The following is a 15,327-nucleotide window of genomic DNA, read 5'->3' as shown; positions in this document are numbered from 1 at the left end:
GAGGGACGGAGCCGTGCTGTTTGGAGCGTGAGGCCATCGCGTCACGCCACGACGTCATGCGACGAGGCGTTGGCCGCCGACCTGTCCGCGCTGCGGCCTTTGGTAGATAAGATCACCATTGGTCTTTGACCGGCGGCGGCGTTCCCCACCAAGACAGCCGCGCTACGGCTTCTGCTGTCCCCCCGGCTTCTTCGTCGGCCTGTTTGAAAAACTGCGCACCGCGCAGTTTTTCAACCCTGGGTCCAGCGCCTCGCTGGTCCGGGGTCGAGGGGGCGGACAGCCCCCCGCGGGGTCCGGGGCAGCGTGGAGCGGTCGCTCAAGATGTCCGTCTTCGAGATGTATGAGTGCCGGAAGAAGAGGAGAGATGAGCACCGAAAGCGCCGGCTCGCGCGGGAGGCCCCTCGCGTCTCAATCCGGTAGCAATGCCAGCAGCTCGTCGATGCCGGCGAGGATCGTCCGGGCGCTGAGCTCCCCGGCGACCCTCTCTCCCACGCCGTCGGGATCATGGTCGACGCCGAGAAGGGTTTGCCCCGCTCCCGGGTCATTTCCGACGCCGAGGTAACCCTCGACGACCAGATCGGCTTTGAGGAAGACCTGCACGGGATGAGACGTGCGAAAGGGCGACGGCTTCGTGAGATCGTGCTGCCAGAGGCGCCTGCAAAGGTCCCATCGAAGGCGGGGAGGAGAAACGGACACATTTTTCCCATGGTCCGCCCGGATGGCCAGCGTCGTGATGTTCGAATCGGCGCGGGCATCACCTTCGGCCTGCTCGAGAGAGCCGTCCTGGTGCACCCGTAACCAGAGCCCTGGTCGTTTCTGCAATCGCAAGAGGAGCTGGCTTCCTTGGCGAGAGCGCGTGGCGATCTGCGGCGTCGCCACGCTCGGTTCGACCAAGGAATCGCCGAGGGCATAAACGACCAGGTCGCCATTCGAAGCTCCTACCGCGAGGAGGTCATCGTCCGGTGACACGCTCAGGCAAGAAAGCGTCGCCTCGGGCGCCTCGAAGGGCAGCAGCCCGAGCGCTCGTCCGCTGCGAAGCGAATGAAACATCACGCCCCCCTTGCCGACGCTCGCGACCCAGCGCTGGCTCCGGGCCATCGTCAGCAGCGGTTTGTCGCCATAGGGATGTCCCAAGATCTCCGTGCCCCATTCATGCATGTCGGAATCGAGGTTCCACTTGTAGATGCGCGGCCGGACCGGATCGTCATCACGGTTGAGCATTGCTTTCACGGCCACGGCGCATCGCTCGGGAGAGAGCACGAAGCCTTCCCCGAGGGCCACGTCCCTGTCGCCGTGAAACCGCGCGATCTCCGCGCCCGTCCGCGTGTCGAATCCCACGAGATCCCACGCGAAGAAGCACCACAGCTCCTCGCCGTCCCGGGCGAGCGATAAGCTGCATTCGGGCTCGAAGGATTGAATCTCCCGAAGGAGCGGCTTCGGGGCTTCGTCGGGGAGCCACGACCAGACGACGGTGTCGTCGCTGCCCCAGCCCGCCCAGTACACCCTGCCGCCCGGAGACACGCAAAGCGCCCGGGGATGGAGCCTCTGGCGCGCGCGCGAGAGCTCCTTGCCGCTTTCGAGCTCGTAGATACGAACGACCTGGTCGTCGAACGTGGCAGCCAGCCGGTCCCCGGTCGGGAAGAGGCGTGCTTTGTTGACGTCTTTCGCGATCTCGAGCGTCGATACGGTCCGCGCGGCTTCGACGTCCCATACGCGAACGGTGCGGTCCTTCCATGCCGTCGAGACGAGCCGGGACCCGTCTGCGTTGAAGTCCGCGGCGAGGATACTCGTGGAATGGCCGGTGAGCTTCGTGCCCGGCCTGTGAAGGTAGCTCTTCATCGAAATCGCTCGGGATTGGGTACGTCCCCGTCCCGCGCGTCAAGCCCAAACGGCGGATCCGGCGCCGCCTGGGCTGCCTCATCCCATCCAGGGGGCCGCCCTCACTCCACAGCCTGCGGCGCAGGCCCGCGTGCTCGGCCCGCTGGACGAGCTTTGGAGGCGCCGACGCGGCGCCTGCGCGCTCTCGTTCGTGTGGCCGCGGCTCGAGCCGGTGATCATCGCCGGGTAGCGGTCGAGGTCGCCACGCGCCGAGACGGGCGCCATGAACGCGGCGGGCAGAGGAATTCAAATCTGCCGCACCTGGCGCCGCGCCCAACGGGACCGGCCTCTGGTAGCCTCCGCCGCGCCGCCGACCGACCGGCGGAAACGAACGGAGAAAGAGACACCACCATGGCCATCGTTCTTTACCACCACCCGTTTTCGCGTGCTGCCAACACTGTGTGGATGCTCGAGGAAGTCGGCGTCGAGTACGAGCTCAAGTTCGTCGACATCATGGCCGGCGGCCAGAAGAAGGAGGAGGTCACGAAGCTCAATCCGATGGGCAAGCTGCCCTTGCTCGTCGACGGCGACACCGTCGTCACCGAATCCGCGGCGATCGGCCTCTATCTCGCGGATCGTTATGCCCCGGGCCGCCTCGCGCCGAAGCTCGACGACGCGGCGCGCGGCACTTATTTTCGCTGGTCGCTCTTCGCCCCCTCGGTCATCGAGCCCGGCTCGATGGCCAAGGCCGGCAACTGGGAGTTCCGCGCCGGCTCCGCCGGTTGGGGCAACTACGACGACATGATTGCGACGATGGAATCGGCCATCTCTGGCCGTGACTTCGTCCTCGGCAAGGAATTCTCGATGGCCGACGTCATCTTCGGCGGCACCATCGCGTACATGCTCGACTTCAAGATGCTCGAGCCGCGCCCGAGCTTCACCGGATATGCCGAGCGGGTCAAAGCCCGCCCGGCGTACGCGAAGAGCGAGGCGCGCAACAAATCCGTAATGGCCGAGCGCGGCCTCAAGATGCCTGGGGCTTAGAGCGCCCTGAAGGCTGGCGCGCGCCGTAGAAACGCGCGGCTTCGACTCGCTCTACCTCCCCGAGCGCATAGGGTGAACAACCCGCCCATTTGCCCTCGCGCCCGAACACCGTCATTGCCGAGCTCTTCATCGATCATCCCTGACGGCCCGCCACACCTCGCAAGGCCCATGGCCTATCCGGCACTGGACCTATCCCCCTCCTCAACAGCGGTACACAAAAGATCCCGCTTGCCGCTCCCGCTCCCGCTTCCGCTCCCGCTCCCGCTTCCGCTCCCGCTCCCGCTTCCGCTCCCGCTCCCGCTTCCGCTCCCGCTCCCGCTTCCGCTCCCGCTCCCGCTCCCGCCTCCGCTCCCGCTACCGCTGCCGCGATTGAGTGCACTGGGCGGAAGGCTGTCCTCTGGGCTCCTTCAGTATGTCCTCGTGCGGACCTCGGCCTCGGGCGTCTCCCGCGACGGATCGCCACATCCGGCGCCACCCGCGAGCGCGGGAGGACCGCGGCGAGATTCGACCACCGCTTCGCGGCTGCCGCCGGCCGCCCGAGCTGGGTCGTTGTCCTAGTAAGGAGCCCAGACAGCCGTGATCCGCGCGCCGGGCGCCGCCTTGACCGCGGGGTCGATGGTAAACCAGCGTAGCCAATCTCCCTGCCAGACGGTGCTCCAAACCGTCCCGTCGGTGCCGGTCGTGAACAGATCCAGGTGGCTGGCGGTGCTCCATATCGCCGAGATCGGCGCGCCCGGGTTCACCTTGACCTCGGGATGAATGGCGAACCAATGTTGCCACCCTCTCGCGCTCTCCCAAAAGGTGCTCCAGACCGTTCCATCGGCGCCGGTCATGAAGAGGTCGAGGTGATTCGGGTTGGACCAGACGGCCGTCACCGGCGCGCCCGGTCGTGTCTTGACCTCGGAAGAGACGGCGAACCACGATTGCCAGCCTGTCGCGAACTCCCAAGCTGCGCTGAAGACCGTGCCGTCAGCGGCGGTCATGAAAAGGTCCAGGTGGCTGGGGTTGCGCCATAATGCCGTGACCGTCGCGCCTGGATTGGCCTTGACCTCGGGATGAATGGTAGACCACGGCTGCCAGCCGATCCTGGCCTCCCAAAAGGAGGTGAAGACCGTGCCGTCAGCGCCGGTCATGAAAAGGTCCAGGTGATTGGAGTCTCTCCAGACCGCCGTGACCTCCGCTCCGGGCTTGGCTTTGACCGCGTTATCGATGGGGACCCAGGTTTGCCATCCCGCTTCGGGCTCCCAAACGGCGTTGAGGATCGTGCCGTCGGTGCCGGTGATGAAAAGGTCCACGTGGCTCGTGCCATTCCATAACGCGGTGACAGGCGTCCCGGGCCGCGCTTTGGCCTCGGGATGAATGGTGAACCAAGATCGCCAACCCTGCGGCGCGCTAAAAAAAGTGCTCAAGACAGCGCCGTCTCTGCCGGTCGTGAAGAGATCCAGGAGATTGGCGTTGCCCCAAACCGCCGTGACCGGCGCGCCGGGATTGGCTTTGGTTTCGGAATGGATCTTGGACCAGGCGCTCCATCCTCCCTCGGCCTCGACAAAAAAGGTGCTGAAGACGGTCCCGTCCCTATCGGTCATGAACAGGTCGAGGTGCTTCGGGTTCTCGATGGGAGCCTCGGAGAGCGGTGTGACCCGATAATCGTACGGGTTATTGGTAGCTGCGTGCGCATCGGACACGCTGGTAACCAAAGGAAGCACGACAGCCACGACACTTCCGATAAACGCGCCCACGGGCAGAAAACGGTTCCTTCGCATAACGCCCCTCCCTCCATCTGCTTGAGGAGCACATGGGGCTGTCATGACGAGCTGCAAGGCCGAGCCTGTGATCGCCATTATTCGCCAACTCCGCTGCGATTCTCGATGCTGCCGCAAAGATAGGCTTTTGCGAGCGTCTCGCGCACCTCGCATTTTTCGACATCTTTGGCGAGCACCTCGAGCTTCGTGGTCCTCTCCGGCGGGAGCACCGCCGTGATCGACGCGGGAGCCGGAACCAGGTTGACCTGGAACCGTCTCCAAGACTGGTCGATTCGAGCTGGTTCCTGGTCAATCTGGTTGCGTCGAGCGGTACACAATCAGATTTCGCTTGCCGCCCCCGCTTCCGCTTCCGCTTCCGTTTCCGTTCCTATTCCCGCTTCACCCTCCGCGTCCCCTCCTCCGGAAACGGCACCATCTTCCCCGCCTGCGGCTCCCATAGCTTCAGCGACAAACACCTCCACAACGTCTCCAAGCGACAAACTCGTCTGCAGCTCGATCCGGAGTTCCGGGATCGCCGCATCGCCTCCCGCAGCAGAGCGTCGACCTCGACGCGGCGTACGTTGGGCGGCGACGGACGAGGCGGCGGATTCAAGAACGCAGGTCTGCAATGATGCCCGCGTCCCTGAACGCCGCGCCGAATTCTATTGGCGAGACCATTTCTGGGCCGGGAATCCGTTGCACCGCCAGATCCGCACCTGGGTTCCGGGGTTAGGGTTGCCGTTCGCGACGTCGAGGCACATGGAAGGCCCCACGGCGCTCCGAATCTCTCCGTTCTCCTGGACAGTCCATTTCTGGGCCGGGAATCCGTTGCACCCCCAGATCCGCACCTGGGTTCCGGGCGCAGGGTTGCCGTTTTCGACGTCGAGGCACATGTAAGGCGCCACGGCGCTCCGAATCTCTCCGTTCGTCGCGTCGACAGTCCATTGCTGGGCCGGGAATCCGTTGCACTCCCAGGTCCGCACCAGGGTCCCAGGCGTGGGGTCGCCATTCTCGACATCGAGACAGATATAGGAGGCCACGGCACTCCGGATTTCCCCCTGTTGCGCTCCAACGTGCCCGGCCCAGGAAGCGCAAACTGCGACAATGCCGAACATCATGCCGCGCCGGACGGCCCTCGTCGTCTTCGTACTCATGAGATGTTCCCCCCAACGAATTGCTGCTAGCATCCCCGAGCGTCACAGCCACGCACAGATGGCGGCAGCTTTAGGCTGCTGTCTTGCACGAACGATGCCTGCCAGGTGCTGCTCTTCATCGCGACGTACTCGCGTAGGACCGCGACCAGCGTCATCGCCTCCAGCGCCGACGCGCCGGTTGGCCTCGTTGGCCTCGACGACCAGCATGATCATGATGGACATGCGTAGGTCATGGAATGCTCCTCGGGTTCGGTCGAGGAGGCTCCCAGTAGGTGGGGTTACGTCCCAAAGCGGTTCTTTGTCAATCGCTCGCGAACGACGACGCAGGCGCGAGGCGTTTGTCGACGTGCTGGCCAGATGCAGCTTCGCCGATACAACAGACGTTGCAGGAATGGGTAGAGATCCTTGGTGAGCTGCTTTCCTCGCGCGGAACCCTTCCTCGACAGCGGCACACAATCAGATCCCACTTGCCGCTCCCGCTCCCGCATCCACCCGCTACGATGCCCGCCCGTGACGTACAGGATCCCCCCCTGGGTCCGCGCCCTCCTCGCGGCCGACCGCCTCGTGCACCGCATCGCCACCGCACGCGAAGGCCTGCGCGACGAGCTCCTCCTCGCCTGGATCCCCGAAGCGGATCGCGCCGCCCTCACCGCCGCGCTCTACGCGCGCCAGAAGACCTACCTCCCCGGCGGCCATCGCTTCGAAAGCGGCCTCTTCACCTGGGAAAAACGCGCCCTCGACGCCCCCGCCTTCCCCCGCGCGGGCCGTGTCCTCGTCGGCGCGGCCGGCGCCGGTCGGGAAGTCGTCGCGCTGCTCGAACGTGGCTACACGGTCACCGCCTTCGACCCCTGCGACGACTTCGTCGAGAGCGCTCGCGCGCTCGCCAAGGACCGCCCCGCCGACATCCTCCTCGGCTCCTACGACGACCTCGTCGCCGCTGCCCAGGGCCGCGGCGGCCCCCTCGCCTCGCTCGGCGATCCTCTCTCCTTCGACGCCGTGATCCTCGGCTGGGGCAGCCTCTCGCACGTCTTGCCCGGCGCCGCGCGGCTCGGCCTTCTTCGCGCCGTCCGCACGCTCGCGCCGCGCGCCGTCGTGCTCACGAGCTTCCAGCTCCGCCATGACAGCGAGGCGAAGACCGAGACCAAGGGACGCCTGCGCGACGCGCTTCGCCGCGCCTTCACCGCGATGGGCGCGCCGGGCCGCAGTGAGCCTGGCGATCAGTTCTACGCGGATGGTGGATTCTTCTCGTACCTCTCGCCCGACGAGATCCCGCGCGTCGCCTTCGAGGCCGGCTACGAGGTCGCGCTCTTCGAGGAGGGCCCCTATCCGCACGCGCTCCTCGTCCCCTTCCCGCGCGCGGCCTGCCTGAGTGAGGCATGAATGCCACGCCGCGCGTGCGCAACGAACCCACGGCTGCCCCTCGTTGTGACCTCTGCGCCCCGGTGATACGCTGCGCGGAGTGTCCTCGAGGCGCTCGCCTTCGCGGCGCGGCAGAAGGAGAACGACGCGCATGGCCGACATCGACGACCGGAACGCAACGCTCGAAGGCTCGGAGGGCGACGCGAGGGAGCCGGTCGAGGATCCGCGCAAGCCCTACGAGCCGCCGCGCCTCACGAAGAAGCGCTCCGTGGCCCGCGCGACGCTCTTCACGCCGATGGGTCCCGCCACGGGCATGACCGTCATGGGCTGAGCGGCCACCCTCCCCGCGCGCCCGCCCCGGAGCCCCCACCCGCCATGGCCGTCACCTGGATCGCCTTCCACCTCACGGATCGCTGCCAGCTCGACTGCCAGCATTGCCTGCGTGATCCCGGCCAGAAACCGAAGGATCTCTCGCTCGCCACGATCCGCAAGGTCCTCGCCGAGGCCAAGCGGCTCTACCGCACCCGCCAAGTCGCGCTCACCGGCGGCGAACCCACGCTCCACCCCGAGCTCGAAGGCGTGCTCGACGCGATCGTGGAGCACGATCTCACGTGGCACATCGTCACGAACGGCAGGCGCTTCGAGCAGCTCCTCGGGCTCCTGCGCGACGGCCCCGCGCGGCGCGAGCGCCTCACCGCCGTCAACCTGAGCCTCGACGGCGCTGACGAGATCACGCACGACGGCATCCGCGGCAAGGGGAGCTTTCGTGATGTCATGAAGGCGGTGACCCTCTGCACCGCGCACGGCCTCCCGTTCGCGCTCCAGATGGTCCTCCACGCGCGCAACGTGCATCAGATCGAGGCGTTTGGCCTCATGGCCGCGCAGCTCGGCGCGGCGCGCGCGTCGCTCTCCATGCTCCAGGCGACCGGCACGCACCACGACGAGGCGCTGTACCTGCCGCCCCGCGCCTGGCAGGACGCGCAGCACCGCATCGAGCGCCTCTCCGCCGCGCTCACCATGCCCGTGACGATGCCCGAGGGGTTCTACCGCGAGCAGACCTTCCACGTCTGCGAGGCCATGAAGAGCGAGTCGCTCCACGTCGACGTCGAGGGCCGGCTGAACCTCTGCTGCCAGCACGCGGGCGTCCCGAGCGAGGGCCCGCCGCGCGACGTCGCCGCCGACCTCGCCACGACGAGCCTGCGCGAAGCCCACGGCCGCTTGCTCGGCATCATCCACGAGACCCAGGCCGCGCGGCTCGCCGCCATGGCCCGGGGCTCGCTCGGCACGTGGGACCACTTCCCCTGCAACTGGTGCATGAAGCACTTCGACAAGCCCCACTGGACCGACGAAGGCGCAGGCGGCCCGTCGGCGCAGCGGGAGCGGTGGCGCGGCGCGTGGGCGAAGAAGGTCACCCTGCCCGTCGTGCGCTAGGCGGCGCGGGGGAACGCGGGATGCCTTCAGCCTGGCCCAAGCACCTCCGGCTCTCCGCGACCGCTGTCGGCCTGCGCCTCTCGCTGCCCTTGCGGGTCGCGCAGTCGAGCCTGCCCGCGCTGCTCGACGCGCTCGCGCGGGGCACGATCGAGCCCGCGCCGCTCGACGTGATCGACGAGGCGCTCGCGCGCGCGGACGTGATCACCCATCACCTGCCGTTCGTCCCCGACACCTGCCTCTACCGCTCGCTCGCGCGTTTCTCGCTGCTCCGCCGCGCCGGGCACGCCGCGCGTTTCGTCATGGGCCTCTCGCGTCCTGGCGAGATCGAGGGGCACGCGTGGGTGGAGCTCGACGGCGCGCCGTACGGCGAAGAGCTCGACCCCGACCTCGTCGTGACGTACGCCTACCCTTGTTACGCCTCATCCCTCAAGGAGCCCGCCGCGTGACCGAGCCGCACCTTCCCAGGCCAAACCCCCAGGTGCTCTTCACCGAGCTCGACGACGGCACGGGCGTCCTGCTCCACCTCGACACGAAGTTCTATTTCACGCTGAACGCGGCCGCCGTGATCGTGTGGAAATCCCTCGCCGAGTCGATCGCCGATCCAGGCGCGATCGCCGAGCGGATCACCGCGCTCTTCCGCGTCGACCGCGAGACCGCCGCGCGCGACGTCGACAGCGTGCTGCGCGAGATGCTCGAAGACGGCCTCGTGCTACCGCCCTGAGGCGTGATGCAAACCGCGGCGCTGCACGGCGTGACGCTCGCCTGGACGACCGAGGACGGCGCGCCCGATCTCGTGCGCGAGCTCGGCCTCGACGAAGGCATCGGCCAGACGGACGGCAGCCGCGGCCGCATCGAGATCGCCCTCCGCCACGGCGTCGCTCCGCTCGACACGGATCCGTTCGTCGAGGGGTATCGTCCGTCGTTTTTCCACGGCATCGTGCAGGCCTACCGCGAGCCCGTGGGCTTGCCTCGGGCCTTCCTGCTCTGGGATCGGAAGAGCCGCATCCTCGTCCCCGAGGGAACCTCGCACATCGAGGCCTTCCTCGCCGGCGAAGAGGTCGTCCCCGGCTCGGCCCGCGGCGCGCTCGAGATCGCGCTCTCGCTCGCCCTCCGCGCGCATGGCCTCTATCACCTCCATGCCGCGGCCTTGGTCCATCGCACGCACGGCGAGGCCATCCTCGTCGTCGGCGGCGCGGGCGCGGGCAAGACGACCACCACGATCACGCTCGCGTCCGCCGGCTACGACCTCCTCGGCGACGACGCGCTCCTCCTCGAAGAGGCCCCCGTCGGGCGGCCGCGCCTCTGCGCCTTCCCGCGCCCCTTTCACGTCGGCCCGGCCACGCTCTCGGCCTTCCCGCGCCTCGCGCCCTTTGCAGGCCCCACGAAGAGCCACGGCGACAGACGCGACGTCGACCCGAAGCGCGCCTTCCCGGGCCAAGCCCGGTCCACCTGCCTCGCGCCGACCCTCGTGCTTTACCCGCACGTCGAGCCGGATCAGCCGACCCAGCTCGCCCCCATCGCGAAGGCCGAGGGCCTCGGCCACCTGATCGCGTCGAGCGGCGGCCTCGTGATCGACGACGTGCCCGGAAAGGCCGAGCACCTCGCCCTGCTGACCCGCCTCACGAACGGCGCGCGCCACTACGAGCTGCGCATGGGCCGGGATCTGCTCGACGACCCCTCGATCCTCGCGGCCGGGATCGACAGCCTCGACTTCTAATTACGGGAGGAAGAACTGCGCGCAGCAGCCCTGGTCGACGCTGCAGGCGAAGATGCCGAGGCTGGCCTCGCACTTGCCGACGTCCTGCCCGTTGATGGAGCAAACGCAGACCTGCGTGCTGCCCGGCTGGGAGAAACACTGCGTGGTCACCGAGGCCCCGTTGCACTGGCCCGAGCAGTCGCACGACCCGTCCGAGCCCTGGGAGCAAAGCACGCTGGAGCAGCCGGTGCTCGGGGCTTTGCACGCATCGAGCGCCTCGACGAACGGAAAGCAGGTCGAGCTGAAGCACTCGCCGTTCAAGCCCGCGTTCTCGATGACGCACTCGAGCAAGGCGGTGACCTCGTTCAAGCACGGGCCGGCCTCGTCCTCGAACTCCTGCACGCAATCGTCGACGCAGTCCTCTTCCGCGCACCCCGGGATCTTGCTCATGCTCGCGCACGCCGCCTCGCAGAGGCTCTGCAGGCCGCCGCCCCCCGTCCCGCTCGAGCTCGTCGTCGTGTTCGTCCCGGCGCTCCCGCTTCCGGCGGCGCCGACGCCGCCCGCGCCGCCCGTGCCGTCCGCGTCGATCACCACCTTGCCGCCGCAAGCACCGACCCCCGCAACCGCGAGCGTCATGATCCCCAGGAAGCCAAGCATCGTCCGCTGCATGACCGCATCGTAGCCCGGACGGATGGGGCGGGCGAGAGCGTGGAGGGCGGGCACGCTCTCGTCGGGGGGGGTTCGTCGCGTCGCAGCGTTGCGCCGCCCGAGGGCGCGTTTTCTGCGCTAGGATGCCCCGCCTCGGTGCTCCTTCCGACGCTCCTCGCCCAGCTCTTCGCCGCGCCGCAGGCCACGCCTGCCGCGACCCAGGTCATGCCTCCGGCCGACGTCTGTCCTTCGGGCACGCGGCTCGTCTCGGGCACGCATTACGAGCACGTGCAGCGGCTCTGCACGACGTGGCGCCTCGGGCACTGTTATTCGTTCCTCCCGGGCATGCTGGCCCAGGAGCCCGTGGCCACGCCGGTGCACGTGTGCATGGACGAGCACGAGTGGCCGAACCGCGAGGGCAAGCGGCCCGAGGTGATGATGCGGTTCGTCGAGGCGGAGAAGAAATGCGCCTCGGTGGGCAAGCGCCTCTGCACCGAATTCGAGTGGGAGCTCGCGTGTGAGGGCCCCGAGACGACGCCCTGGCCCTACGGCCACACCTTCGACCCGAACGCCTGCAACGCCTCGAAGGATTTCATCCCGTACGACGAGGGGAAGCTGAACGCCGACGAGCGGCGCGTGCGCGAGATCGAGACGTGGCGCCTCTACCAGGGCGAGGCGAGCGGATCCCGGCCGCGCTGCGCGTCGAGCTTCGGCGTGAAGGACCTCGTGGGCAACGTGGAGGAGTGGGTGCGGACGTCACGCAAGGAGTGGCGCTACCGCTCGTCGCTCAAGGGGGGATTTTGGGCCAAACCCTGGGCCCATTGCCGCGGGACGAACGACTCGCACGGGCCGATGTTTCGTTATTACGAGATTGGCTTCCGCTGCTGCAAGGACCCCGAGGAGCCCGTCACGGCGCCGGAGCCTGCGCCGGCGTCGACACCGGAAACGACGCCGTCGCCGTAGAGGCGTCCGCGAGCCGGCCCTCGATGCCCTTCGCATGCTCGGGCAGCGGCGGCAGGTTCGCCTCGTCGTACCCGGGCGAGACCCAGTAGACCTCGGGCGAAGGGCGATAGCCGCTGAACCAGCGCCGCTCCTCGACGCGGCCGTCGACATACGAAATGCGGAGCGTCGAGGTGACGTCGTACCCGCGCACGCCCTTCTGCCGATGAATGCGCTTCCCGGGCGGCAGGTGCGATTTCACCGTGATCCGACGGACGAAATCATACGACTGCCCGACCCCGTAGCCGTACTCGACCTTCGCGATCGGCTCGCCGCCGAGGATCTCCACGCGCACCTTGTTCGGCTGCGGGAAATGGGCGTGGATCATGACCGGGAACGGATGAGGGTTCTTGAGCTTGAGGTCGACGATGGGAAAACTCACGGTCGCGTCGAGGCCGAGCTTCGTGTAGCTCGACGCGCGCGAATGCCCCTGCCGATGCAGCACCTCGAGCGCGCCGTAGACGGCCGCGCCGTGCAACGTCGAGGAGAGCTGGCAGGTGCCGCCGCCGATGCCGTCCGTGAGCTCGTCGCCCTGGATCTCGGGCGCGAGGGTAAAACCGTTCTCCCGCGTGCGCGCCCCGACGCGGTCGTTGAAGGAAAACCCGGCGCCCGGCGGCAAGACGACGCCGTCGATCTTGCGCGCGGCGTTGCGGATGTTGACCGCGCGCCCCGCGCCCGAGCCGAAGAGCGAGAACGAGGTCTCGAACGCGGCGACGACCTTCGTCACGTCGACCTGCGCGAGATCGAGCGCGGTCACGTTCGCCGGCACGCGCTTCGTGACGAGGCGGATCACGGCGCCGTCCTCGAAGCTCGTCGCGCGCATCTCCGCGAGCGAGGCGTCGATGTCGAGCTCGCGGCCAGGGACGTCCTCGATCTTGCGCTTGTTCTCGAGGTCGAGCACCGCGTCGACGGGCGCGACGGAGAAGCGCGGCGCGATCGACTCGAGGAAACGACGCGCCTTCGCCTCGTCGATCCAGAAGGCGAGCGGCACGAAGACCTGGCTGCTCCGCGCGAGGCGCGCCTCCCGCATGCGACGCAGGAGCGAGCCCACATGCCCCACCTCGCCGGCACGATCGAGCGAGGCTTGCACGTCGATCTCGACGCCGACCGCGCCGAGCGTGGTCTCCACGATCTCGCCGTCGTGATGGAACCGCGCCTCCCAGCCGAGCGCGTCGAGCTGACGGCGGGCAAGCCACGAGGCGGGCGAGCCCTCGTCGGGCACGCGTTGCTCGCCGAGGAACAAGCCTTCGACGACCGGCGAACGTGGCCCGTACCGATAGGCGCCGAGCCCGAGCCCTGCGGCGACCGAGGTGCCGATGCCCAGGACGAGGAGGAGAGTGGACTTTTGCACGGAAGACCGCTGCGATCGTAGCGGAGACCTTTCCGTCTTTGGAAGTTTCTCGATCGGCGATGGAGGAAGATCACGCATGGCGTGACCAAGAACGCCCGCGCCTCGGGTTCGCTTCACTTCGTCGAGCTACGGGCTGCCCTGCGACGTGACCGGGCCCGTGTTCGCGGGCCCGCCTTTCGCGTCCTAAGCGTGGAGGGCGGCGATCTTCTCTACCAGCACCGCGACCTCCTCGATCAACGGGAGCGGCGGACCGTGTCGGTCCGCGTGATGACGCAACGCCGTGTGAAGATCACCGCCAGGCAGCAACCCCTGCTGATCGAGCCAGGTCCTCAGCTCACCCAGGAGCTCCTTGCCATCCACGCGCGTGTAGAGCGAACCGTCGTCGTCGAAGTCATCCGCGAACATGCGCACCAGTGACGAAGGCTCTTCCTGCTGCGTCTGCCTCTGGATCGCGTCGCGGTATGCGTGAATCTTCTCTGCGACGATGCGCACGGCCTCACCTTCGCAGGTAGGGAGAGCGTCCCCGAGCCTGGGTCGCGCCTGACGCGCCTTGTAGGCAACGTCCTCCAGGACGGCTCTCACGATGTCGATCCAACGGCGCCGCTCCGCCATCTGGGCGAGCACGTCGCTGACACCGGAGATCCCAAGCGCATGCTCGATGAACGCAGGCTCGATCAAGTAGCTCTCGATGCAGTGACGCCGAAGCGGGTAGGCGGTGAGCCTCTTCAGGCCCTCTCCCTCGATCGCCAGGTCGAGGGCCTTGGCTCGCCTGTCCTCGAGCAGCGGGCGGATCAAGAAGTCCCGATCGCTCACGGCGAAGACGTAACCCTTCTTGAACAGCGTTCGGCGTGCGCGGACCGATGGAACCAGGTCGAGCTTGGACCCCGCATCGAAAATCCCAACGCGGGCGGCGAACGGGAGCGTCTTCTGGACAGCGAATCGCGCCATTTCGAGGAACCTGACATCCAGACCTTCAGGCACCCCCTCGCACAGCAGATCGATCTCGTTGTGGATCGTCATGTGTCCAGGCCACCGACGTAGAAAACGTCTGCTGGACTCACATATCGCAGCAGGGACTCGGAGTGCGTCGTGACGATGAACTGGTTGTCGTAATCCCCACCGCTACGACAGAAATGCAGCAGGTTTCGCTGCCAGGCCGGGTGCATGTGTAGCTCGATCTCGTCGATGAGGATGACAGAGCGACTTGCGCGCGCAGATGTAAAGTTTGCTGCCAACCTGAGGAGCTGCCGCTCGCCGCTGCTCATCCCTGCCGAGTAATACACGTCATCCCCACGCCTCAAACGGAGGTCGAACCCTTCGTCGGACGCTTCGATGTCGTCGATCGTCGAGGGCAACGCGAGCTCGCCGTAGAGCCGCTTCACTCGCCGCCACGCGCTCTCTCCCTGCTTCGCAGGGTCCCATTTCTGGTCGAGAATGGAAATGAACGCGAGCCATGGAAGCACATCGCGGCTGCTTGCCTCCTCCCGCAGCTCAGGCTCGGGCCCTACCCTCGACGTAGGACCTCGAAGGTCCACCGTCCTGTGCTGATCGAGATAGATCATGCCGCCGATTTGCTCGAACACGTCCTCCTTGAGGAGCCGACGGCTCTGCGCCACCTTTGCCGTCGCGCGCCCCCGAAAAGCAAGGTTCGCCTTGTACGGCTCCGTTTCCTTGACGCCGAAGAAGCTGCCCTCGGGTGCAGGCCAGCGAAATCTCACGACGTAACGCGCGCTCTCGGGCACGCCGAGTCCGCTCGTTCCTAGAAGCCTTTCGACGTGATCGATCGCCGCCCACTCGCCGGGATGAAGTTCAAACTCGACATCGACCGCGATGGGGAGGTTGGGATCGCGACGAATGGCAGGGTCCGCGGGATCGAAATCCGGTCGCAGCCGAGGCTCCCTGGCGTTCTCGATGCAGGCGTAGACGAGGTGGAGCGCGTCCAAGATCGTCGTCTTGCCGCTCATGTTCGCGCCCACGACGACCGTGAGCGGACGAGGCCTCCCTGTCGCGTCACACAGATTCAGCTCGAAGTTCTCAAGCCGGCGGAAATTGTCGACCCAAATCTTCCGGATGCGCACGGCTCCT

At 67.3% G+C, this 15,327-nt stretch carries 16 protein-coding genes; 8 read left to right on the top strand and 8 right to left on the bottom strand.

Translation table 11 applies throughout. The features are described 5' to 3' along the window. Positions 1 to 408 precede the first annotated feature (408 nt). The gene (locus QHF89_RS08865; RefSeq protein WP_136967668.1) at positions 409 to 1,839 is read right to left on the bottom strand and encodes a WD40 repeat domain-containing protein; all 1,431 of its coding nucleotides are present in this window, start codon (positions 1,837 to 1,839) and stop codon (positions 409 to 411) included. Positions 1,840 to 2,229: 390 nt separating this feature from the next. On the opposite strand from QHF89_RS08865, the gene QHF89_RS08860 reads away from it, so the two are divergent. Further along, on the top strand, positions 2,230 to 2,862 hold the full coding sequence (locus tag QHF89_RS08860) for a glutathione S-transferase family protein (protein ID WP_136967667.1): 633 nt from the start codon (positions 2,230 to 2,232) through the stop codon (positions 2,860 to 2,862). 554 nt (positions 2,863 to 3,416) lie between these two features. Here the strand turns inward: QHF89_RS08860 and QHF89_RS08855 are convergent. The 3 genes from QHF89_RS08855 to QHF89_RS08850 form a co-directional block, all read right to left on the bottom strand. Beyond that, on the bottom strand, positions 3,417 to 4,625 hold the full coding sequence (locus QHF89_RS08855; RefSeq protein WP_284720255.1) for a PLL family lectin: 1,209 nt from the start codon (positions 4,623 to 4,625) through the stop codon (positions 3,417 to 3,419). 641 nt (positions 4,626 to 5,266) lie between these two features. Beyond that, complete coding sequence (locus QHF89_RS50140; RefSeq protein WP_425440838.1) at positions 5,267 to 5,719, bottom strand: RICIN domain-containing protein; 453 nt, start codon at positions 5,717 to 5,719, stop codon at positions 5,267 to 5,269. An 81-nt stretch (positions 5,720 to 5,800) separates the two neighbouring features. Then, a complete protein-coding gene (locus QHF89_RS08850; protein ID WP_136967664.1) occupies positions 5,801 to 5,980 on the bottom strand; it encodes a hypothetical protein in 180 nt (59 codons plus the stop codon). A 288-nt stretch (positions 5,981 to 6,268) separates the two neighbouring features. Here QHF89_RS08850 and QHF89_RS08845 point away from each other — a divergent pair, with 288 nt between their 5' ends. The 6 genes from QHF89_RS08845 to QHF89_RS08820 all read left to right on the top strand — a co-directional run bounded on the left by QHF89_RS08845 (position 6,269) and on the right by QHF89_RS08820 (position 10,265). Further along, positions 6,269 to 7,138 (top strand): class I SAM-dependent methyltransferase, encoded by an 870-nt coding sequence (locus QHF89_RS08845; RefSeq protein WP_136967663.1) that lies wholly within the window; start codon positions 6,269 to 6,271, stop codon positions 7,136 to 7,138. A 130-nt stretch (positions 7,139 to 7,268) separates the two neighbouring features. Beyond that, positions 7,269 to 7,448, top strand: a complete 180-nt coding sequence (locus tag QHF89_RS08840) for a hypothetical protein (RefSeq protein ID WP_136931057.1) — start codon at positions 7,269 to 7,271, stop codon at positions 7,446 to 7,448. 44 nt (positions 7,449 to 7,492) lie between these two features. Next, complete coding sequence (locus tag QHF89_RS08835; RefSeq protein ID WP_136967662.1) at positions 7,493 to 8,548, top strand: radical SAM protein; 1,056 nt, start codon at positions 7,493 to 7,495, stop codon at positions 8,546 to 8,548. A 20-nt stretch (positions 8,549 to 8,568) separates the two neighbouring features. Beyond that, positions 8,569 to 8,994, top strand: a complete 426-nt coding sequence (locus QHF89_RS08830) for a lasso peptide biosynthesis B2 protein (protein WP_136967661.1) — start codon at positions 8,569 to 8,571, stop codon at positions 8,992 to 8,994. Next, entirely contained in the window at positions 8,991 to 9,269 is a 279-nt protein-coding gene (locus tag QHF89_RS08825) for a PqqD family protein (protein ID WP_170229288.1), read from the top strand. Before QHF89_RS08830 ends, QHF89_RS08825 begins: the two co-directional genes overlap by 4 nt. 3 nt (positions 9,270 to 9,272) lie before the next feature. Then, positions 9,273 to 10,265 (top strand): hypothetical protein, encoded by a 993-nt coding sequence (locus QHF89_RS08820; RefSeq protein WP_136967660.1) that lies wholly within the window; start codon positions 9,273 to 9,275, stop codon positions 10,263 to 10,265. On the opposite strand, the gene QHF89_RS08815 is transcribed toward QHF89_RS08820, so the two are convergent. Continuing rightward, positions 10,266 to 10,913, bottom strand: coding sequence for a hypothetical protein (locus tag QHF89_RS08815; protein ID WP_136967659.1), 648 nt, complete (start codon positions 10,911 to 10,913; stop codon positions 10,266 to 10,268). 135 nt (positions 10,914 to 11,048) lie between these two features. Here QHF89_RS08815 and QHF89_RS08810 point away from each other — a divergent pair, with 135 nt between their 5' ends. Next, positions 11,049 to 11,855 carry a formylglycine-generating enzyme family protein gene (locus QHF89_RS08810; RefSeq protein WP_284720254.1) on the top strand — a complete coding sequence of 269 codons (807 nt, stop codon included), beginning with the start codon at positions 11,049 to 11,051 and terminating at the stop codon, positions 11,853 to 11,855. On the opposite strand, the gene QHF89_RS08805 is transcribed toward QHF89_RS08810, so the two are convergent. The 3 genes from QHF89_RS08805 to QHF89_RS08795 all read right to left on the bottom strand — a co-directional run bounded on the left by QHF89_RS08805 (position 11,800) and on the right by QHF89_RS08795 (position 15,320). Further along, a complete protein-coding gene (locus QHF89_RS08805) occupies positions 11,800 to 13,242 on the bottom strand; it encodes a VanW family protein (RefSeq protein ID WP_284720253.1) in 1,443 nt (480 codons plus the stop codon). The two genes, QHF89_RS08810 and QHF89_RS08805, sit on opposite strands and share 56 nt — an antisense overlap. A gap of 183 nt (positions 13,243 to 13,425) precedes the next feature. Beyond that, positions 13,426 to 14,262 (bottom strand): hypothetical protein, encoded by an 837-nt coding sequence (locus QHF89_RS08800; protein ID WP_136967657.1) that lies wholly within the window; start codon positions 14,260 to 14,262, stop codon positions 13,426 to 13,428. Further along, positions 14,259 to 15,320: an AAA family ATPase gene (locus QHF89_RS08795; RefSeq protein WP_136967656.1), complete on the bottom strand. Its 1,062-nt coding sequence runs from the start codon at positions 15,318 to 15,320 to the stop codon at positions 14,259 to 14,261. Before QHF89_RS08795 ends, QHF89_RS08800 begins: the two co-directional genes overlap by 4 nt. Positions 15,321 to 15,327: the final 7 nt, after the last annotated feature.

Source organism: Polyangium sorediatum (assembly GCF_029946465.1).
Lineage (GTDB): Bacteria > Myxococcota_A > Polyangia > Polyangiales > Polyangiaceae > Polyangium > Polyangium fumosum.
Note: the sequence above shows the minus strand (reverse complement) of the source record. Positions and strands in the feature narration are given on the sequence as shown.